Origin of the sequence: Thermus tengchongensis (genome assembly GCF_021462405.1) — a bacterium.
Lineage (GTDB): Bacteria > Deinococcota > Deinococci > Deinococcales > Thermaceae > Thermus > Thermus tengchongensis.
On record NZ_JAKEDU010000002.1, the window covers coordinates 119,959 to 137,626 of the forward strand.

At 67.3% G+C, this 17,668-nt stretch carries 19 protein-coding genes; 10 read left to right on the plus strand and 9 right to left on the minus strand.

The window, feature by feature from the left end; all coding sequences use genetic code 11:
• Window positions 1–37: 37 nt before the first annotated feature.
• From L1087_RS02955 to guaA, 7 genes are read right to left on the minus strand one after another with little or no spacing between them, the layout of a single operon-like run.
• Window positions 38–1,720: an acyl-CoA carboxylase subunit beta gene (locus L1087_RS02955; protein WP_234557557.1), complete on the minus strand. Its 1,683-nt coding sequence runs from the start codon at window positions 1,718–1,720 to the stop codon at window positions 38–40.
• A gap of 24 nt (window positions 1,721–1,744) precedes the next feature.
• Complete coding sequence (gene rnhA, locus L1087_RS02960) at window positions 1,745–2,230, minus strand: ribonuclease HI (RefSeq protein ID WP_038041717.1); 486 nt, start codon at window positions 2,228–2,230, stop codon at window positions 1,745–1,747.
• Window positions 2,227–2,748: a Uma2 family endonuclease gene (locus tag L1087_RS02965; RefSeq protein WP_234557558.1), complete on the minus strand. Its 522-nt coding sequence runs from the start codon at window positions 2,746–2,748 to the stop codon at window positions 2,227–2,229. Before L1087_RS02965 ends, rnhA begins: the two co-directional genes overlap by 4 nt.
• 4 nt (window positions 2,749–2,752) lie before the next feature.
• The gene (locus L1087_RS02970) at window positions 2,753–3,133 is read right to left on the minus strand and encodes a VOC family protein (protein ID WP_135260786.1); all 381 of its coding nucleotides are present in this window, start codon (window positions 3,131–3,133) and stop codon (window positions 2,753–2,755) included.
• Window positions 3,133–3,420: a glutamine synthetase/cystathionine beta-lyase binding protein gene (locus L1087_RS02975; RefSeq protein WP_038041720.1), complete on the minus strand. Its 288-nt coding sequence runs from the start codon at window positions 3,418–3,420 to the stop codon at window positions 3,133–3,135. The genes L1087_RS02970 and L1087_RS02975 overlap by 1 nt, the downstream gene beginning before the upstream one ends.
• Window positions 3,421–3,444: 24 nt before the next feature.
• On the minus strand, window positions 3,445–4,014 hold the full coding sequence (locus L1087_RS02980) for a Uma2 family endonuclease (protein ID WP_234557559.1): 570 nt from the start codon (window positions 4,012–4,014) through the stop codon (window positions 3,445–3,447).
• Window positions 4,014–5,525 (minus strand): glutamine-hydrolyzing GMP synthase, encoded by a 1,512-nt coding sequence (guaA, locus tag L1087_RS02985; protein ID WP_234557560.1) that lies wholly within the window; start codon window positions 5,523–5,525, stop codon window positions 4,014–4,016. The genes L1087_RS02980 and guaA overlap by 1 nt, the downstream gene beginning before the upstream one ends.
• A gap of 31 nt (window positions 5,526–5,556) precedes the next feature.
• Between guaA and L1087_RS02990 the strand changes: the two genes are divergently transcribed.
• The 9 genes from L1087_RS02990 to L1087_RS03030 all read left to right on the plus strand — a co-directional run bounded on the left by L1087_RS02990 (window position 5,557) and on the right by L1087_RS03030 (window position 13,256).
• The gene (locus L1087_RS02990; protein WP_135343531.1) at window positions 5,557–6,021 is read left to right on the plus strand and encodes an S-ribosylhomocysteine lyase; all 465 of its coding nucleotides are present in this window, start codon (window positions 5,557–5,559) and stop codon (window positions 6,019–6,021) included.
• Complete coding sequence (gene mtnN / locus L1087_RS02995) at window positions 6,018–6,680, plus strand: 5'-methylthioadenosine/S-adenosylhomocysteine nucleosidase (protein WP_135343530.1); 663 nt, start codon at window positions 6,018–6,020, stop codon at window positions 6,678–6,680. The genes L1087_RS02990 and mtnN overlap by 4 nt, the downstream gene beginning before the upstream one ends.
• Before the next feature lie 17 nt (window positions 6,681–6,697).
• Window positions 6,698–7,621: a ribose-phosphate diphosphokinase gene (locus tag L1087_RS03000; RefSeq protein ID WP_038043416.1), complete on the plus strand. Its 924-nt coding sequence runs from the start codon at window positions 6,698–6,700 to the stop codon at window positions 7,619–7,621.
• A gap of 79 nt (window positions 7,622–7,700) precedes the next feature.
• Window positions 7,701–8,321, plus strand: a complete 621-nt coding sequence (locus tag L1087_RS03005; protein WP_135260791.1) for a 50S ribosomal protein L25 — start codon at window positions 7,701–7,703, stop codon at window positions 8,319–8,321.
• Between the two features lie 79 nt (window positions 8,322–8,400).
• The gene (gene pth, locus L1087_RS03010; protein ID WP_234557561.1) at window positions 8,401–8,979 is read left to right on the plus strand and encodes an aminoacyl-tRNA hydrolase; all 579 of its coding nucleotides are present in this window, start codon (window positions 8,401–8,403) and stop codon (window positions 8,977–8,979) included.
• A 9-nt stretch (window positions 8,980–8,988) separates the two neighbouring features.
• Window positions 8,989–9,957: a D-alanine--D-alanine ligase gene (gene ddl / locus L1087_RS03015; RefSeq protein WP_234557563.1), complete on the plus strand. Its 969-nt coding sequence runs from the start codon at window positions 8,989–8,991 to the stop codon at window positions 9,955–9,957.
• 250 nt (window positions 9,958–10,207) lie between these two features.
• Window positions 10,208–10,621 carry a hypothetical protein gene (locus L1087_RS03020; protein WP_234557565.1) on the plus strand — a complete coding sequence of 138 codons (414 nt, stop codon included), beginning with the start codon at window positions 10,208–10,210 and terminating at the stop codon, window positions 10,619–10,621.
• A 2-nt stretch (window positions 10,622–10,623) separates the two neighbouring features.
• Complete coding sequence (galT, locus tag L1087_RS03025) at window positions 10,624–11,667, plus strand: galactose-1-phosphate uridylyltransferase (RefSeq protein ID WP_234557567.1); 1,044 nt, start codon at window positions 10,624–10,626, stop codon at window positions 11,665–11,667.
• A gap of 50 nt (window positions 11,668–11,717) precedes the next feature.
• Window positions 11,718–13,256 carry an FAD-dependent oxidoreductase gene (locus tag L1087_RS03030; RefSeq protein ID WP_234557829.1) on the plus strand — a complete coding sequence of 513 codons (1,539 nt, stop codon included), beginning with the start codon at window positions 11,718–11,720 and terminating at the stop codon, window positions 13,254–13,256.
• On the opposite strand, the gene ftsH is transcribed toward L1087_RS03030, so the two are convergent.
• Window positions 13,253–15,106, minus strand: a complete 1,854-nt coding sequence (gene ftsH / locus L1087_RS03035; protein WP_234557570.1) for an ATP-dependent zinc metalloprotease FtsH — start codon at window positions 15,104–15,106, stop codon at window positions 13,253–13,255. The two genes, L1087_RS03030 and ftsH, sit on opposite strands and share 4 nt — an antisense overlap.
• Before the next feature lie 73 nt (window positions 15,107–15,179).
• Between ftsH and L1087_RS03040 the strand changes: the two genes are divergently transcribed.
• Window positions 15,180–16,532 (plus strand): tetratricopeptide repeat protein, encoded by a 1,353-nt coding sequence (locus L1087_RS03040; protein WP_234557571.1) that lies wholly within the window; start codon window positions 15,180–15,182, stop codon window positions 16,530–16,532.
• A gap of 97 nt (window positions 16,533–16,629) precedes the next feature.
• Here L1087_RS03040 and L1087_RS03045 read toward each other — a convergent pair whose 3' ends face one another.
• Complete coding sequence (locus L1087_RS03045) at window positions 16,630–17,667, minus strand: DUF4388 domain-containing protein (RefSeq protein WP_234557573.1); 1,038 nt, start codon at window positions 17,665–17,667, stop codon at window positions 16,630–16,632.
• Between the last annotated feature and the right edge of the window lies 1 nt (window position 17,668).

A 17,668-nucleotide genomic window follows, 5' to 3' on the forward strand; every position in this document is an offset into this window, starting at 1 on the left:
CTGGCACCCACCCTGACCCTGTTGGGGCGAGGTGGCCTTAGACCTGGAACACCCCCACCCGGAGGGGCTCCCGCTCCGGGTTCAGGGCCACCCACTCCAGGGCCCGGATGAGCCACTTCCGGGTTTCGTGGGGGAAGAGGATGCCGTCCACCCAAAGCCGGGCGGCGGCGTAGCGGGGGTCCAGGGTCTCCTCGTAGCGGCCCTTGATGCGCTCGTAGAGCTCCTTGAGTTCCTCATCCGAAGGCTCCTTGCCTTCCCGCTTCAGCTTCTCCACCTCCAGCTCCAAGAGGGTCTTGGCCGCCTGGGCCCCGCCCATCACCGCGTACTTGGCGCTGGGCCAGGCAAAGATGAACCTGGGGGCGTAGGCCTTGCCCGCCAGGGCGTAGTTCCCCGCCCCGAAGGAGCCTCCCAGGATCAGGGTGATCTTGGGCACCACGGAGTTGGAAACGGCGTTCACCAGCTTGGCCCCCCGGCGGATGATGCCCGCCTGCTCCGACTCCTTCCCCACCATGAAGCCCGTCACGTCCTGGAGGAAGAGGAGGGGGATCCCCATCTGGTTCACCTCCAGGATGAACCGGGCCGCCTTGTCCGCGGCCTCCGCATAGATGACCCCGCCCACCTCAATCCGGCCCTTCTTCTTCAGCACGAGGCGCTGGTTGCCCACGATGCCCACGGGGAAGCCCCCGATGCGGGCGAAGCCCGTGACCAGGGTTTCCCCGTACCCCCCCTTGTACTCCAGGAACTCCGAGCCATCCACCAGCCGGGCGATCACCTCCCGGAGGTCGTAGGGGCGGGAACCGTCGGGGGCGATGAGGCCGTAGAGGTCCTCCGCGGGGTAGAGGGGTTCTTTAGGCTCCTTGCGCCCTTCTGCCCAGGGGGCGAGCCTGGGGGGCGGGTAGAGGGCGATGAGCTTTCGGATCCTCTCTATGGCCGCTTCGTCGTTTGGTTCGTAGAAGTCCACGGTCCCCGAGACCTCGTAGTGCATGCGGGCCCCGCCCAGCTCCTCGCTGGTCACCTCCTGCCCGATGGCCGCCTTCACCAAGGCGGGCCCCGCCAGGTAGAGGCCGCTCCCCTCGGTCATGAGGAGGACATCGGTCATCACCGGCAGGTAGGCGCCTCCGGCCACGCAGTTCCCCATGATGGCGGAGATCTGGGGGATGCCCAGGGCGGACATGCGGGCGTTGAGGTAGAAGATGCGGCCAAAGTCGTCCTGATCGGGGAAGACCTCGTCCTGGAGGGGCAGGAAGACCCCGGCGGAGTCCACCAGGTAGAGGGTGGGGATGCGGTTTTCCAAGGCTATGGTCTGGGCCCGGATCACCTTCTTGGCGGTGATGGGGAAGAAGGCTCCCGCCTTCACCGTGGCGTCGTTGGCGATGATCATCCAGGTCTGGCCCTGGATCTGCCCGAGCCCGGTGATGACCCCTCCGGCCGGGGCCCCGCCCCACTCCTCGTACATCCCCCACCCGGCAAAGGCCATGAGCTCGTAGAACTCCGTGCCCGGGTCTAAAAGCCTCGCGATGCGCTCCCGGGCGGTGAGGCGCCCCTTTTTGTGCTGGCGCTCCACGGCCTTGGGTCCGCCCCCTTGGCGCACCCGTTCCAGGCTTTCCCTGAAGTCCCGCACCAGGGCCACCCAGGCGTCCTTGTTGGCCTTGTAGACGGGACCTTCCCGCTCCTCCGGGCGGAGCTTGCTCTCGAGGCGGCTCGTGGACTGGCCTAGCATGGCTTTAGTATAACGTTTTTCTGCTTATTGGGGAAAAAGCGTAGCCCCCTTGGGGGGACAGGGGGTTTGGGACAGGGCCTTTTGCCGCTGGGCCTGGCGCCTCGCCTCCCGGTCCACCCGCTCGTTTTCCGGGTGGCCGTTGTGCCCCCGCACCCAGGTGGGGAGGACGCGGTGGCGGGCGAGCTCCGGAAGCAAGGCCTCCCAGAGGTCCTGGTTTTCCACGGGCTTTCCGTCCGCTTTGCGCATCCCCCGCTTCTGCCAGGCGGGAAGCCACTCCCGAAGGGCCCGCACCAGGTACTGGCTGTCGGAGAAGAGGTGGACCTCGCAGGGCTCCTTGAGGGCCCTTAGGCCCTGAAGGAGGGCGGTGAGCTCCATGCGGTTGTTGGTGGTGCAGGGGGCTCCTCCCGCCAGGAGCCGCTCGCGGCCCCCGTAGCGTAGCAGCGCCGCCCAGCCCCCGGGCCCGGGGTTGCCCAGGCAGGCCCCGTCGGTGAAAAGCTCCACCCGCTTCACGACCAGGGGATGGGCCGGTGGGGGAAGGCCAGGGGAGCTTTGGCCTCCCCAGGGGGCACCAGCTCCCGCAGGCGGTAGCGGCTGCCTTGGGGTTCGCGGTAGACCTCGAGGAGGCCCTCCTGGAGGTTCACGATCCAGACCTCGGGGATGCCGGCCTCGGCGTAGAGGGCGAGCTTGGCCCGGTCATGCTCCAGGCTGGTGTCGGCCACCTCGATGAGGAGGAGGACGTCCTGGGGCTCGGGAAGGCGCTCCGCGTAGGCTTCTAAGGGGGGCTTCAGCACCAGGAGGTCTGGTTCAGGCTCAGAGTGGGGAGGGATGCGCAGGGGGGACTGCACGGTGATGAGGGCTTCCTCCCCCAAAAGGACCTGGAGGTTCTTGTCCAGCCGAGCTACGGTGAAGACATGTCTGGGACCAATGGGGCTCATCTCGTAGATCTCCCCCCTTAGGAGTTCCAGGTGCTTTACCCCCTGAAAGAGGCGCTCGAACTCTTCTACCCCGAAGCGGTACCGGGTGGCCATGGCCTCATTCTAGGCCCCAGATGGCGGCGGGGGCGAGCTCCACCAGGTTGCCTTCCGGATCGCGGGTGTAAAGGCTTTTCCCCTGGGGCCAGTCCGCCCACCATACAGGAAACCCCGCTTCCTGGAGGCGCTCTGCCCAGTAGGCAAGCTCCTCCTCCGCCACCTTAAAGGCCACGTGGACGCTCCCTTGGGCCCCGTGGGGGGGAAGGTTTTCCTCCTTTGCCGTGTAATGGGGGTTGAAGACCAAAAAGACCCCCTTCCCCGCCCGGAAGAAGGCGTGGCGCGGAGGCTTGAACTGGAAGCAAGGAAGGCCCAGAACCCCCTCGTAAAAGGCCCGGGCCCTCTCCAGATCCTCGGCGTAGACGGCGGTTTCCAGAACCTCCACTACTTGAGCTTGGCGATGAGGTCGGCCACGGGGATGGCCTCGAGGGTGGTGGTCTTCACGCTGCCCCGCGCCGAGAGGTGGAGCATGGCCCGGGCCACCGCCAGGGCATCCTCTGCCTCCACGATGTTCACGAAGTCATAAGGCCCCAAGACCGCGTACTGGGCCACCACCTTGACCCCGAAGTCCCGCTCCAGCTCCTGGTTCACCTCCTTGATGCGCTCGGGGTTTTTCACCAGGGTTTCGGCGCCGTCGTCCGTGAGGGTGCTGAGGACGATAAAGGTGGGCATACTTGACCTCCTTTCCCCTCCAGTTTAGTCCGGGCGGCCCTCGAGGTCCACCCCGGCGTAGGCCTCCTCCAAGGGGAAGCTTCCTTCCAGGCAGGGGAGGGGGACTTCCCCCGCCTCCAGCACCTGGTAGAAGACCTCCCCTCCTTTCTTCCAGTACAGCTCTGCCCGGCGCTCCAGGGCGCTCACCAGAAGGTAGGCCTGGAGGGAGGGCAGGGCCAGGTAGCGCCAGAGCTTTTCCCGCCGGTCCACTCCCTCGGTGCTTTCCGAGAGCACCTCCACCACCAGGCAAGGGGCTTCCTCGTAGTAGGGGTTTTCCGGAGGCGGGATGCAGACGGCCATGAGGTCGGGGTAGTAGACGGTGCGTTCCCCCACCTTGAGCTTCATGTCCGCCACGTAGAGGCGGCAGCCCCGGCGCCGGGCCAGGGGGCCTAGGAGGAGGGCCAGGTTGGTGACGATGAGGTTGTGGGCCCGGCTGGCCCCGGCCATGGCGTGGAGGGTGCCCTCCACCAGCTCGTGCTTCACCGGGGACCTGGCTTCGAGCTCCAGGTAGGCCTCGAGGGAAAGGGGCTCGAGGCGCCTTGCGGCTTCGCCCATCACTCCCATTCTATGGTGGCCGGGGGCTTACTGGTGAGGTCGTAGACCACCCGGCCGATCTCCGGCACCCTGCGGGGGATGCGCCTCGCCACCTCGTCCAAAAACTCCAGGGGAAGCCTGGCCCAGTCCGCGGTCATGAAGTCCTCGGTGGTGACGGCCCTTAGGGCCAGGACGTAGCCGTACTTCCGCTCGTCCCCCGCCACCCCCACACTCCGCACCGGGGTCAGCACCGCCAGGGCCTGGGCCACCTGGGAATACAGCCCCCACTCCCTTAGAAGGCTTATGAAGATATCGTCAGCCCGCCGGAGGATGTCCAGCTTCTCCTCCGTGACCTCCCCCAGCACCCGCACCGCCAGGCCCGGCCCCGGGAAGGGGTGGCGCAGGCGGATGGGGTCTGGGAGGCCGAGGAGCAGGGCCAGCTCCCGTACCTCGTCCTTGAAGAGGAGGCGGAAGGGCTCCAGGAGCTCAAACTTGAGGTCCTGGGGGAGGCCCCCCACGTTGTGGTGGCTCTTGATCTTGGCCGCCCCGTGCCCGCCGGCGGACTCGATCACGTCCGGGTAGAGGGTGCCCTGGGCCAGGAAGCGGAAGGGGCCCTCCTCCCGGGCCACCTGGCTGAAGACCTCCACGAACTCCCGCCCGATGATCTTGCGCTTTTCCTCCGGGTCCTCCACCCCTTTTAGGGCCTTTAGGAAGCGCTCTTTGGCCTCCACCACCCGGAGGTTGACCCCAAGGGCCCTAAGGGCCCCTTCCACCTCCTCCCGCTCCCCCAGGCGCAGGAGGCCGTGGTCCACGAAGACCGCCAGGTGGTCCACCCCCGCCCGGGCCAGGAGGAGGGCTAGGGTGCTGGAGTCCACCCCTCCGGAGACCGCCAGCAGAACCCGGTCTTGCCCCACCCGCTCCCGCACCTCCTTGAGGAGGTCTTCCAGGACGTGCTCTGGGGTCCAGTCCCGCCGAACCCCGGAAAGCTCCAGGAAGTTTTCCAGGATTTGCATACCCTTGGGGGTGTGGGCCACCTCGGGGTGGAACTGGACGGCGAAGGTCTTGCCGTCGGGGGCTTCCATGGCCGCCACCGGGTTCTCCTCGGTTTCCGCCACCACCCGCCACCCTGGGGGGAGCTCGGTCACCGCGTCCTGGTGGCTCATCCAGACCTGGACTTCTCCCTCCAAGCCCCGGAAGAGGGGGCCGGCGTAGCGGGTGAGGAGGGCCTTGCCGTACTCCGCCCGGCCAGCCCGTTCCACCTTGCCCCCAAGCTCCTGGGCCAGAAGCTGCATCCCGTAGCAGATGCCCAGGGTGGGGAGGCCGAGGCGCAGGAGCCTGGGGTCTGGGCGGGGGGCCTGGGGGTCAAAGACGCTCCTGGGGCCACCGGAGAGGATGAGGGCCTCGGGCTTGTGCTTCAGGACTTCTTCCAGGGGGGCGTCCCCGGGCAGGATCAGGGAGAAGGCCCGGAGTTCCCGGAGCCTTCTGGCGATGAGCCTCGTGTACTGGGAGCCGAAGTCCAGCACCAGGACCATATGGGCCAGTCTAGCAGGGTAGGATGGGGCCATGGCCGAGGTGGAGAGCTTTGCCCTGGACCACACCAAGGTGAAGGCCCCCTACGTGCGGCTGGCGGGGAGAAAGCCCCTGGGGGGTGGGGTGGTGGAAAAGTACGACCTGCGCCTGGCCCAGCCCAACCGGGAGACCCTACCCACGGGGGCCTTGCACACCCTCGAGCACCTCCTGGCGGGGTACCTGCGGGACCACCTGGAGGGGGTCATCGACCTCTCCCCCATGGGGTGCCGCACGGGGTTTTACCTGGTGGTGGAAGGCCCTTTGGACGAGGAGAGGGTTTTGCTGGCCTTGGAGCGCGCCCTAAGGGATGTCCTCCTGCACGAGGGGCCCGTGCCCGGAGCGAGCTTCCGGGAGTGCGGCAACTACCGGGACCATGACCTCCCTGGGGCCAAGGCCTGGGCGGAGAAGGTCCTGAGGGCGGGCCTCAGGGTCCAGCCCACCATCCCCCTAGCGCCATGACCGCCTTCTTCGCCGCCGAGCCCGAGGAAGCGGAAGCCCTTAGGGAGGCCTTGGGGGCGGTGGAGGCCCTCGAGGCCCCCTTCCCCCTCCACCGGGGCAAGGGGGTGCTGGTGGCGGAGACCGGGGTGGGGAAGGTGGCGGCGGCCTCGGCGGTGGCCCATGTCCTAACCCGCTTTGCTCCTAAGGAAAGCTTCTTCCTGGGGGTAGCGGGGGGCTTGGACCCTTCCCTCAGGGCTTTGGACCTCCTGCTGGCGGAGCGGGCGGTGCAGTGGGATGTGGACCTCACCCCTTTTGGCCGGGAGCCTGGGGAGACGGCCTTTGGGGTGCGCTTCTTCCCCTCCGACCCCCAGCTTTTGGCCCGGGCGGAGAGGGCGGCCCAGGCCCTGGGCTTTCCCTTCCGGCGGGGGGTGGTGGCCACGGGGGACCGGTTTCTGGCGAACAGGGAGGAGGCACGGAGGCTGGCCCAGCTCCACGGGGCCCAGGCGGTGGAGATGGAGGGGGCTGCGGCCCTCATGGTGGCCTGGCGCTTCCGCCATCCCATGGCCCTGGTCCGGGCCGTGACCGATGGGGCGGGGGAGGAGGCGGCCAGGGACTTCCAGGCTTTTTTGCAGGAGGCCTCGAGGCGCCTTGGCCTCCTGGCCCAGGCCCTTTTGGCATAATGAAAGGGGAGGAGCCCATGGAAATCCGGATCTTCACGGGGAACGCCCACCCCGATCTGGCCCGGCGGGTGGCGGAAGCCCTGGGGGTTCCCTTGGGAAAGGCGGTGGTGGACCGCTTCCCCGACGGGGAGGTGCGGGTGCGCCTCCTGGAGAGCGTGCGCGGGGACGATGTGTACCTCATCCAGCCCACCAGCCCCCCGGTGAACGACCACCTGATGGAGCTCCTTCTCCTGGCCGATGCCGCAAGGCGGAGCTCCGCGGGCCGCATCAACGCCGTCATCCCCTACTTCGGCTACGCCCGCCAGGATAAGCAGACCCAAGGCCGCGAGCCCGTGAGCGCCAAACTGGTGGCCAATCTCCTGGAAACCGTAGGGGTGCACCGGGTGATCGCCATTGACCTGCACGCTCCCCAGATCCAGGGTTTTTTTGACATCCCCGTGGACCACCTCTCCGCGGTGCGCCTCTTCGCCCGCTACCTTCGGGAAAGGGGCTACGCGGAAAACGCCGTGGTGGTTTCCCCGGACGCGGGCCGGGCGGAGGAGGCTCGCAGGCTTTCCGAACGCTTGGGCCTGCCCTTCGCCATGCTGGCCAAGCGCCGCCACGGGCCCAAGGAGACCGCAGTCACCTACGTGATCGGGGACGTGGCGGGGAAGAGGCCCTTGCTTGTGGACGACATCATTTCCACCGGGGGGACCATAAGGCGGGGGGTGGAGGCCCTCCTCGAGGCCGGCGCTTTGCCCGAGGTGGTGGTCCTGGCTACCCATCCGGTGCTAGTGGGCGAAGCCCGGGAGAACCTGGCCCACCCTGCCATCCGCGAGGTGGTCTTCACCGACACCATCCCCCTCAAGGACGGGGGCTACACTGTCCTCTCCACCGCTGAACTCCTGGCCCAGGCCATCCAGCACGTGCACACCAACCAGTCGGTGAGCGCCTTGATCTGAGGTGTGGAAGGAAGGCAAGGGGATGTGTTAAGCTTTCCCATAGTGTGCCCCTTGGGGGCGGTTGCGTTTAGGAGGAGCCATGGAGTACCGTTTGAAGGCCCAGTACCGGGAGGGGGAGAAGCCCGCCGCCTTGCGCCGTGCGGGAAAGCTCCCCGGCGTCATCTACAACAAGCAGCTGAACCGGAAGGTGTACGTGGAGCTGGGGGAGTTTGACAAGGTCTTCCGGCAGGCTTCCATCCACCACGTCATCGTTTTGGAGTTGCCGGATGGCCAGGAGCTTCCCACCCTGGTGCGTCAGGTGAACCTGGACAAGCGCAAGCGCCGCCCCGAGCACGTGGACTTCTACGTCCTCTCCGACGAACCCGTGGAGATGTACATCCCCTTGCGTTTCGTGGGCACGCCCCAGGGGGTGCGGGAGGGCGGCGTCTTGCAGGAGGTGCACCGGGACATCCTGGTCCGGGTTTCCCCCCGCAACATCCCCGAGTTCATCGAGGTGGATGTTTCCGGCTTGGGCATCGGGGATAGCCTCCACGCCGCCGACCTGAAGCTTCCCGAAGGGGTGAAGCTGGCGATCTCCCCCGAGGAAACCATCGCCGCCGTGGTGCCGCCGGAGGACGTGGAGCGGCTGGCGGCGGAGGCCCTCGAGGCCCCAGCGGAGCCCGAGGTGATCAAGAAGGGCAAGAAGGAAGAGGAGGAGTGAGGCAGGCGCCACGCGGGGCTTGCCTTCCGAGGGGGTGGGATCTGAGGGCGATCCCACCCCCCTTTTTGGGAGGGGGCGGATGTTTTTGGTGGTGGGCCAGGGCAACCCGGGGGAAAGGTACGCCAGGTCCCGGCACAACCTGGGCTTCATGGTCCTGGACCGTATGGGCCTGGAGTTCCGGAAGAAGGGGGAGGCCCTGCTGGCCGAGGCGGAGGTGGAAGGGGAGAAGGGGCTTTTCCTCAAGCCCCTCACCTACTACAACCTGAGCGGGCAGGCGGTGGCCCCGCTGGTGCGCTTTTACCATATTCCCCCGGAGCGCCTCCTGGTGGTGCACGACGAGATGGACCTGCCCTTAGGCCGGCTGCGCTTTAAGGCCGGGGGCAGCGCGGCGGGGAACCGGGGGGTGGCCTCCATCGCCGAGGCCTTGGGAACGGAAGCCTTCCACCGTCTGCGCTTGGGGATCGGCAAGCCGCCTTCCCGGGAAAAGGGGGCGGAGTACGTGCTTTCCCCCTTCCTTCCCGAGGAATGGCCGGTGGTGGAGAGGGTTCTCGAGGCGGCCAAGGAAGCCGTGCTCTGCTGGGTGAGGGAAGGACTTCCCCCCTGTGCGGGCCGTTTTAATGGCATGAATCTTTCCCAGGGCTTGGGGGAAAAGGGCTAAGCTTTAGTCATGTCCGCGCCCAAGGTCCTTCTCATCGCCGGGGGAAGAAGCCCTGAGCACGAGGTTTCCTTGCTTTCCGCCCGTGGGGTTTTGGAGCACATGCCCTTTGCCACCGAGCTCGCCGTGATCGCCAAGGACGGCAGGTGGCTCCTCGGGGAGGAGGCGTTTGCCGCTCTTAGGGCCAGGGTGGCTCCTATGGGGCGGCATGCCTTTCCCCCTCCGTTGGCGTGGGACCGGTACGATGTGGTTTTCCCCCTCCTCCACGGAAGGTGGGGGGAGGATGGTTCCATCCAGGGGTTTTTGGAGGTCCTGGGTAAGCCCTACGTGGGGGCAGGGGTGGCGGCCAGCGCCCTTTGCATGGATAAGGACCTAAGCAAAAGGGTTCTGGCCCAGGCGGGAATTCCCGTGGTTCCCTGGGTGGCCCTTTATCAGGGGGAGCGCCCCTTTGTCCCCTTTGACCCCCCCTTTTTTGTGAAGCCCGCCAACACGGGTTCCAGCATCGGCATCCGCCGGGTGGAGCATTACGCCGAGCTGGAGGAGGCGTTGGCCGAGGCCTTCCGCCACGACCAGAAGGCGGTGGTGGAGCAGGCGCTTTCGGGGGTGCGGGAGCTGGAGGTGGGTATCCTGGGGAACGTCTTTGGCGAGGCCAGCCCCGTGGGGGAGGTGCGCTACCAGGCCCTCTTTTACGACTACGAGACCAAGTACACCCCTGGGCGGGCGGAGCTTTTGATCCCGGCCCCCTTGGACCCCGGCACCCAGGAAACGGTGCAGGAACTGGCCTTGAAGGCCTACAGGCTTTTGGGCATTCGCGGCATGGCCCGGGTGGACTTCTTCCTGGCCGAGGGGGAGGTGTACCTCAACGAGGTGAACACCATCCCCGGCTTCACCCCCACCAGCATGTACCCGCGGCTCTTTGAGGCCGCGGGGCTCACCTACCCGGAGCTCCTGCGGCGCCTGGTAGAGCTCGCCTTGGCGTAGGGTCCCGAGCCTGCTGAGCCCGGTGGGAGCGAGGCACCCCATCGCGGCTTGCGCCACGGGGGTCCAGGAGAGACCAGGGGCAAGCCCTTTTAAGTACCCCGTCGTGGCTTGGTCGTGGTTTGTGCCGCGACGGGGGCACCAAAGAGGCGATAAGCAAGCCGCTTTGGCTTTAGCCGATGGGGCGACCTTTGTGTGCGGGTGCTTAGCCTCTGCCCCTGGGTCTACCCTTGCGCATCGGCCCATAAGTGAGGTGCGCTGGCCGGAGGGCCCGGCCGCTCTTTCCCTCTTGGAAGTAGAGGTAGCCCTGGCCCCGGGGGAGGTCCGGCGGTTGTTCAGCCTAGGGGAGCTCTCGGAGAGCCCCCTCGAGGCCCAAGCCCCCTTCCTCCCGGTGCAGGCGGCTTTGGCCCAGCTTCCCCCTGGGGCCTACCGCCTGGTGGGGGAGGCCTGGGAAGGGGAGAGGCTCTGGTCGCGGCACGTTTTGGAGCTCATACCCCTTGCTGTTGAACCCTTCCCTCCCTTCACCTGGCGAGGGCCTTGGATACCCTTTCACCGGGGCCCCCACGGGGACGAAGTCTCCGTGGGGTGGTATCACCTACCTGGAGCGCCTCCTGCCCCCGGGGGTGGCCTGGTAGGAGAAGGCGTTTTAGGGCGTAGGCTGGGGTAAGGATGGAGGTCCACAAGCGCTACCACCGGAAGCCCGATGGGCGGGAGCTTATCCTTTACGGCCTGAAGCCCTTGGAGGGGCCCCCTTTGGCCGAGCCCCAGGAGGCTCTAGCTCCCGCCCCCCACCTCCGCTACCACCCCCTAAGGCGGGAGTGGGTGGTCTACGCCGCCCACCGCCAGGAGCGCACCTTTTTGCCCCCCAAGGAGCACTGCCCCTTGTGCCCCAGCCGGGAAGGGGGCTTCCCCACGGAGATCCCCTTCCCCACCTTCCAGGTGGCGGTGTTTGAGAACCGCTTTCCCTCCTTCGTCCCCAGCCCGCCCCCGCCCCCCGAGGGGCTTCCCGTCCTGGCGGAACGGGCCTTGGGCCGGTGCGAGGTGGTGGTCTACACCCCGAGCCACACGGGCAGCCTGGCCACCCTCACGGAGGAGGAAAGGCTCCTTTTGGCCTGGGTCTGGCGGGAGCGGTACCAGGCCCTCTACGCCCTCGAGGGGGTGCGCTTCGTCATGCCCTTCGAGAACCGGGGCGAGGCGGTGGGGGTGACCCTGCACCACCCCCACGGGCAGGTCTACGCCTACCCCTTCGTGCCCCCCCTTTTGGAGCGGGAGGCCCAGGCCTTCCGGGAAAGGCCCGTCCTCGAGGAGCTTTTCCCCCACCTGGAGCCCTACCGGGTGGACGGGGAGGGGGGCTTCCTGGCCTTCGTCCCTCCCTTCGCCCGCTACCCCTTTGAGGTCTGGGTGGCTCCCTTGGAGCGCCACCCCGGGCTTTGGACCTTTTCCGAGGAAGAGATGGCGGCCTTCGCCCGGCTTCTGGGCCGGGTGGTGGCCCGCTACGACGCCCTTTTCGGGGAGCCCTTCCCCTACGTGATGGTCTTCCACGCCGCTCCCCTGGGGGAGGAGCGCACCTTCCACTTCCACGTGGAGTTCTACCCCCCCAAACGGGCCAAGGACAAGCTCAAGTTCCTGGCGGGCACGGAGCTTGGGGCGGGCACCTTCGTGGTGGACGCCCTGCCGGAGGACACCGCTAGGCGGCTTCGGGAGGTCTTATGAAGAAGTATGGACCTGGCGGCGGTGGGGCGGGCCTGGCGGGAGGAGGAGGCGTGACCCCTTCGCGGGAGGAATCCTGGGCAAGGCTTGGGGGGCCCCTGGACCTCCTCATCCTGGGGGGTGGGGCCACGGGGGCGGGGGTGTTGTGGGAGGCCACGCTAAGGGGCTTGAAGGCCGCTTTGGTGGAGGCGGGGGATTTTGCCTCGGGCACCAGTAGCCGCTCCACCAAGCTTCTCCACGGGGGGGTGCGCTACCTGGAGTTGGCGGTGCGGCGCCGGGACCGCCGCCAGCTAAGGCTGGTGAGAGACGCCCTTCGGGAGCGGAAAGTCCTCCTGGACCTTGCCCCCCACCTGGCGAGGCCCTTAACCCTCCTCACCCCCCTCTTCCGTCCCTTGGAGCTTCCCTACTACTGGGCGGGCCTCAAGCTCTACGACCTCCTGGCGGGAAGGCACCGCTTGGCCCCAAGCCGCTACGCCCCGCCCAAGGAGGTGCGGGCCCTCTTCCCGGACCTTCCCCCCACCCTGGGCGGGGTACTCTACCAGGACGGGCAGTTCGCCGACCACCGCCTGAACCTGGTCCTCATCCTCTCCGCCCTGGCGCGGGGGGCGGTGGCCCTGAACCACGCCGAGGCCACGGGCTTCCTCCTGGAGGGGGGAAGTGTGCGGGGCGCGGTGGTGCGGGACCGCCTCACGGGAAAGGAAAGGGAGGTCCCTGCCCGGGTGGTGGTGAACGCCGCCGGCCCCCAGGCGGACCGGGTGCGCCACCTCCTTGATCCCCATCTTCCCCCCCTCCTCACCCCCTCCAGCGGGACCCACCTGGTCCTGGACTACCCCTTGCAGGCGGGCCTCCTCCTGCCCAGGACCCGGGATGGCCGGGTCCTCTTTCTTCTGCCCTACCGGGGGAAGGCCCTTCTGGGCACCACCGACCTCCCCGCCGAGGCCACCGCCTGCCCCTTGCCCCGGGAGGAGGAGGTGGCCTACCTCCTGGAGGAGATCCGGCCCTACCTGGGGGACCTCTCGGATAGGGTCCTGGCCGCCTGGGCGGGCTTAAGGCCCCTGGTGGGGAAGGGGGAAACGAGGCTTTTGGTGCGGGACCACCTCATCCAGGAGGAGCGGGGCCTCTACACCCTCACCGGGGGAAAGTGGACCACCTTCCGCCTCATGGCCCTGGACCTTTTGGAGCGCCTGGCCGAGGACCTCGCCCTTCCCTTGCCCCCCTCGGAAAGCCACCGCACCCCCCTCCTAGGGGCGGGGCCCAGGCCGCCCTTGCCCCTGCCAGAGGAGGTGGCCGAGCACCTCTACGCCCACTACGGCACCCTGGCCCTCGAGGTGGCCGCCTTGGGGGATCGGCCCCTGCTTCCTGGGTTTCCCTACCTGGAGGGGGAGGTGGTGTGGGCGGTGAGGGAGGAGCTTGCCCAAAAGCCCCTGGATGTGCTGGCCCGCAGGCTGGGCCTGGCCCTTCTGGACCAGAAGCGGGCGGAGGAGGCCCTGCCCAAGGTGGTGGGGCTCATGGCGCCCCTTCTGGGATGGGGAGAGGCGGAACAACGGACCCACCTGGACGAGGCCAGGCGGGCCCTGCCCGGGCTTTGTTAGGCGCTTTCCTCCGAGGCCCTTTGCACCGCCTGGGTTTCCTTGAGGATGGCCCGCACCCGTTCCCCGGGGATGGTTTCCTCCCTTAGGAGTTCCTCGGCGATCCGGTGCATGGCGGAGGCGTGCTCCATGAGGACCTGGCGGGCCTTGGCGTAGGCCTCGTCCAGGATCTTGCGGATGTCCTGGTCGATGAGGCGGGCGGTTTCCTCGGAGTGGTCCTTCTTCTTGGCGATCTCCTCCCCCAGGAAGATGGGACCGGAATCCGAGCCCCAGGCGATGTTCTTGAAGTGTTCCCCCATGCCCCAGTCCAGGACCATGCGCTTGGCGATCTGGGTGGCCCGCTTGAAGTCGTCCTGGGCCCCGGTGGTCACGGTGCCGGTGAAGAGCTCCTCCGCCACCCGGCCCGCCATGAGGACGGCCAGTTCGTCCATGAGGTGGTCCTTGGAAACCAAAACCCTTTCCTCGGGTTTGCTCCAGCGGGCACCCAAGGCCATGCCCCTGGGGACGATGGAAACCTTTTCCGTCTTGTCCGCATGGGGGAGGACCTCGCCCACCACGGCATGCCCGGCCTCGTGGTAGGCCACCGCCCTCTTCTCCTCCTCGGAAAGCTTGAGGGCGGGCCGCTCGAGGCCCAGGACGATCTTGTCCAGGGCCTTGAGGAAGTGCTCCTTACGGATGGACTTGGCCCCCTCCCGGGCCGCCAGCAGGGCGGCTTCGTTCACCAGGTTCTTGAGGTCGGCCCCGGAGAAGCCCGGGGTGAGATGGGCCAGCTCCAGGGCGTCCACCTCCTCGGCGATGGGTTTACCCCGCATGTGTACCAGGAGGATATCCCGGCGCTCTTCCAGGGTGGGAAGGCCCACCACCACCTGGCGGTCAAAGCGCCCGGGGCGAAGGAGGGCGGGGTCCAGGATGTCCGGGCGGTTGGTGGCGGCCAGGACGATCACCGAGGTGTCCTTCTCAAAGCCGTCCATCTCGGAGAGGATCTGGTTCAGGGTCTGTTCCCGCTCGTCATGGCCGCCCCCGATGCCCGCTCCCCGCTTTCTACCGATGGAGTCCAGCTCGTCGATGAAGATGATGCTGGGAGCGTTCCTGCGGGCGTCCTCAAAGAGGCTTCGTACCCGGCTTGCCCCCACCCCCACGAACATCTCCATGAACTCGCTGGCGGAGACGGAGAAGAAGGGCACCCCTGCCTCTCCTGCCACCGCCCGGGCCAGGAGGGTTTTGCCGGTGCCTGGGGGCCCCACCAGGAGGACGCCCTTGGGAATCTCTGCGCCTAGGTCCAGGTACTTTTGGGGGTTTTTCAGGAAGTCCACCACCTCCATGAGTTCGCGCTTAGCCTCCTGGTGTCCAGCCACGTCCTTGAAGGTGGTGCTGACCCGCTTCTCCTTCCCGTAAAGCCGGGCGCGGCTTTGGCCAAACTGCATTACCTGCCCGGCCCCACCCTGGGCCCGCATGAAGAAGAACCAGAAGAAGACGATGAGGAGGAGGGTGGGGCCCAGGTAGAGGAGGAACTGGGGCCAGAAGGAGGGGGGCTTGGTGACGATCCTCACCCCGTTTTCCTCCAGAAAGCGCAGGAGTTCGGGATCTGCCACCTGGGCGGGGGGCAAGGGCACGGCAAACCGCTTGGCCACTTGGCTCCCCCCTTGGGGGGTGGGGAAACGTTCTGGCTCTTTGAGGGTACCCAGGATGCGGGTTTCCTCTAGGACAACCTCGGTCACCTTGCCCTCCCGCACCAGCTTGCGAAACTCGGTGTAGGAAAGGCTGGGGGCCGGAGGGCCCGTGAAGGCGGTGTAGGCCAGATAGCCTAGTAGGAGCAAAAAGATTAGGGTGAAAGGGTTAATCCGTTGCGGCAAGGTCTACCTCCCTGGTCCTATGGTAGCGCCTTTAGGCTAAAAGAAGAGGGGGGTGTGGTATCCTCTAGCGGCGATGAAGGGGGTCCTCGAGGCCCTGCACCAAGGGGACTACGATACCGCCATTGAGCGCCTTACCCGAAAGGCCCTGTTCGGCTCCAAAGGGGAGGCCCGGGAGGCCCTTCTGCTCCTGGCGGAGGTGCACAGCCTCTACGGGGAGGAGGGGCTGGAAAGGGCCCACCGGGCCCTGGAGGAGGCCTATGAGCTTGGGGGGCTGGAGTACGACCCCCTGTACCGGGCCCTTCTGGGGGAGCTTCTGGCCCTCGAGGGCCGGGGGGAAAAGGAGGTGCTGGCCCTGTTCCTCCCCACGGAGGACCCCCGGGCCCGCTACCATCAGGCCCAGGCCCTTTTTTACCTAGGGCGGTTTGAGGAGGTGCTGAGGACGCTTAAGGAGGGGCTTCCCGCCTTTTTGGCCTGGCGGGCGGAGGGGCTTAGGGGGAGGGCCTTGGAGAGGCTTGGCCGCTTTCGGGAGGCCGCCTTGGCCTACGAGAGGGGGGCGGAGCTGGCCTTGGGGTTGGAGCGCTACTGGCTCCTTTTGGATGCCGCCGCCATGTGGGTGGAGGCGGGGGAGGGGGAAAGGGCCCTTTTGGCCCTCGAGGAGGCCTCGGGGGCCGTGGGGGAGGAGCCCGCGGAGGACGCCGCCACCCGCCACTACCTCCTGGCCCGGGCCCATTTCCTTCTGGATAACCCCAACCGGGCCCTGGAGGAGGTACTGAAGGCCCTGGCCCTGGAGGAAGAAAGCGGCCATAAGGCCTACGGCACCCCCCTCCTTCAGGGGCAGATCCTCCTCCGCTTGGGCCGCTACCCCGAGGGCATGGCGGCCTTCCAGGAAGCCTTGGCCAGGGCCGAGGGTCTGGAGAGGGGATACGTTCTCCACGAGATGGCGGTGGCGGCCCTGGACCAGGGGGCCTACCTGGAGGCGGAGGAGTACCTGGAGGCGCTTTTGCGGGAAGAGGGCTACCCCTACCAGGCCCAGGCGCTGGCGGACCTGGCTGAGGCCCTGTACCGCCAGGGGCGGTACCAAGAGGCGGAGGAGGTGGCCCGAAGGGCCATGCAACAGGGGGCGGAGGCGGCGGGGGAGCTGATCCTGGGCCATATCGCCTACGACCTGATGCACCTGGAGGAAGCCTTGGCCCACTACCGTAAGGCGGCGGAGCTTTCCGAGGAGGGAAGCCGGGAGTGGGTAGGGGCCCAGGAGATGGTGGTGGACACCTTGGCCCAGCTGGGTTACCGCTCCCCTGAAGAGATCCTGGCCCGTGCGGAGGCGGTGCTACCCCATGTCCACCCCGCCGACGAGTGGCACCAGGCCCTTTTGGCCTACCGAGAGCGGGCGGAGGCCATCCTGCGGGAGGGAAGGCGGCCCAACTAATATCCGCACGCAAGGGTTGCCCCATCGGCTAAAGCCAAAGCGGCGTGCTCATGGCCTCTTTGGGGCCCCCTTCGTGGCGCAAGCCACGAAGGGGTACTTAGGTCCCGCCCCGCCTTAAGGGGGCCAGGGCTTTAAGCACCTCCTGGGCCTTTAGGGGTTTGGGGAGATGCAAAACCCTGAGGGGACGGAAGAGAAGCCCCGGGGGGGCTTCGCTCACCAGGTACAAGGAGGCTAGCTTGCCCTCGGGGTGGCTCCTGAGCTTTCGGGCTATTTCCAAGGCTTTTTCTCCCTGGAGGATGATGGCCTTGGGCCTCTCCTTGAGAAGGCGGAGGGCCATCTCCAGGTCCAAGGGGAGTTGCACCCGGTAGCGGTGGGCCTCCAGTAGGTAGAGGAGAAGCCGCCTGACCACCCCGCTTTCCGCCAAGACCAGGACCAAGGGGTCGTCCGCCAGCAGGGTGGAAGGGCGGATCAGCCCCCGGCTTTTCAGCTCAAAGAGGATGTGATAAACCTGCCCTTCTGGAAGACCCGAAAGCAAGGCCACGCTTCTTGCCCGGCGCACCCCGTCCAGTAGCTCCAGCACCGTCCAGGCCTCCGGGGTGAGGGGATGGCGGGTGGGGTCCTCCACCAGGTGGAAGACCTCTTCGGGATCCACCTGGCCTTGGCGCCACTCGTCCAAGCGCCGGGCTGCTTCCAGAAGGGTGGCCTTGGTTTCCAGGGTCTGGGGAAGGGCCACCTGGCTTCCCTCCTCGAGGGGCTCGGCTAGGATCTCCCCTTCCTTCTCCCCCAGAAGGGTGGCCAGGGCTTCCAGGACCTGGGCCTCGAGGGCCTCCCTTAGCTCCTCTTCCCCGATGAGGCCGAGCTCTAAGGCCAAGGCCCCCAAGGGGGTGCCGGGGTTTTCCCGCCCCTGGTGCTCCACTAACTCCTGAACTTCCTCCAGGGAAAGGTGGCCAAGGCGCACCAGGTACTCCCCTAGGTGGGGCCCCGGCTCGGTGCGGGCGTAGAGGATGCGCCCGTGGAGGAGGTGGATCCTGCCGTAAAGGCGCCCCCGGAAGGTCACCACGGCGCTTTTGCGGTGGTCGGCTAGGGCCTTCAGGAGTTCCGCCAGGTCCAGTTCTTCTAGGGTGGCCCGTACCATG

Bases quoted from the DNA above. Each gene is read 5' to 3' on its own strand.
- L1087_RS02955 (WP_234557557.1), bottom strand. From the start codon at position 1,720: ATGCTAGGCCAGTCCACGAGCCGCCTCGAGAGCAAGCTCCGCCCGGAG.
- L1087_RS02965 (WP_234557558.1), bottom strand. From the start codon at position 2,748: ATGGCCACCCGGTACCGCTTCGGGGTAGAAGAGTTCGAGCGCCTCTTT.
- L1087_RS02975 (WP_038041720.1), bottom strand. From the start codon at position 3,420: ATGCCCACCTTTATCGTCCTCAGCACCCTCACGGACGACGGCGCCGAA.
- L1087_RS02980 (WP_234557559.1), bottom strand. From the start codon at position 4,014: ATGGGCGAAGCCGCAAGGCGCCTCGAGCCCCTTTCCCTCGAGGCCTAC.
- guaA (WP_234557560.1), bottom strand. From the start codon at position 5,525: ATGGTCCTGGTGCTGGACTTCGGCTCCCAGTACACGAGGCTCATCGCC.
- L1087_RS02990 (WP_135343531.1), top strand. From the start codon at position 5,557: ATGGCCGAGGTGGAGAGCTTTGCCCTGGACCACACCAAGGTGAAGGCC.
- mtnN (WP_135343530.1), top strand. From the start codon at position 6,018: ATGACCGCCTTCTTCGCCGCCGAGCCCGAGGAAGCGGAAGCCCTTAGG.
- L1087_RS03000 (WP_038043416.1), top strand. From the start codon at position 6,698: ATGGAAATCCGGATCTTCACGGGGAACGCCCACCCCGATCTGGCCCGG.
- L1087_RS03005 (WP_135260791.1), top strand. From the start codon at position 7,701: ATGGAGTACCGTTTGAAGGCCCAGTACCGGGAGGGGGAGAAGCCCGCC.
- pth (WP_234557561.1), top strand. From the start codon at position 8,401: ATGTTTTTGGTGGTGGGCCAGGGCAACCCGGGGGAAAGGTACGCCAGG.
- ddl (WP_234557563.1), top strand. From the start codon at position 8,989: ATGTCCGCGCCCAAGGTCCTTCTCATCGCCGGGGGAAGAAGCCCTGAG.
- galT (WP_234557567.1), top strand. From the start codon at position 10,624: ATGGAGGTCCACAAGCGCTACCACCGGAAGCCCGATGGGCGGGAGCTT.
- L1087_RS03040 (WP_234557571.1), top strand. From the start codon at position 15,180: ATGAAGGGGGTCCTCGAGGCCCTGCACCAAGGGGACTACGATACCGCC.
- L1087_RS03045 (WP_234557573.1), bottom strand. From the start codon at position 17,667: ATGGTACGGGCCACCCTAGAAGAACTGGACCTGGCGGAACTCCTGAAG.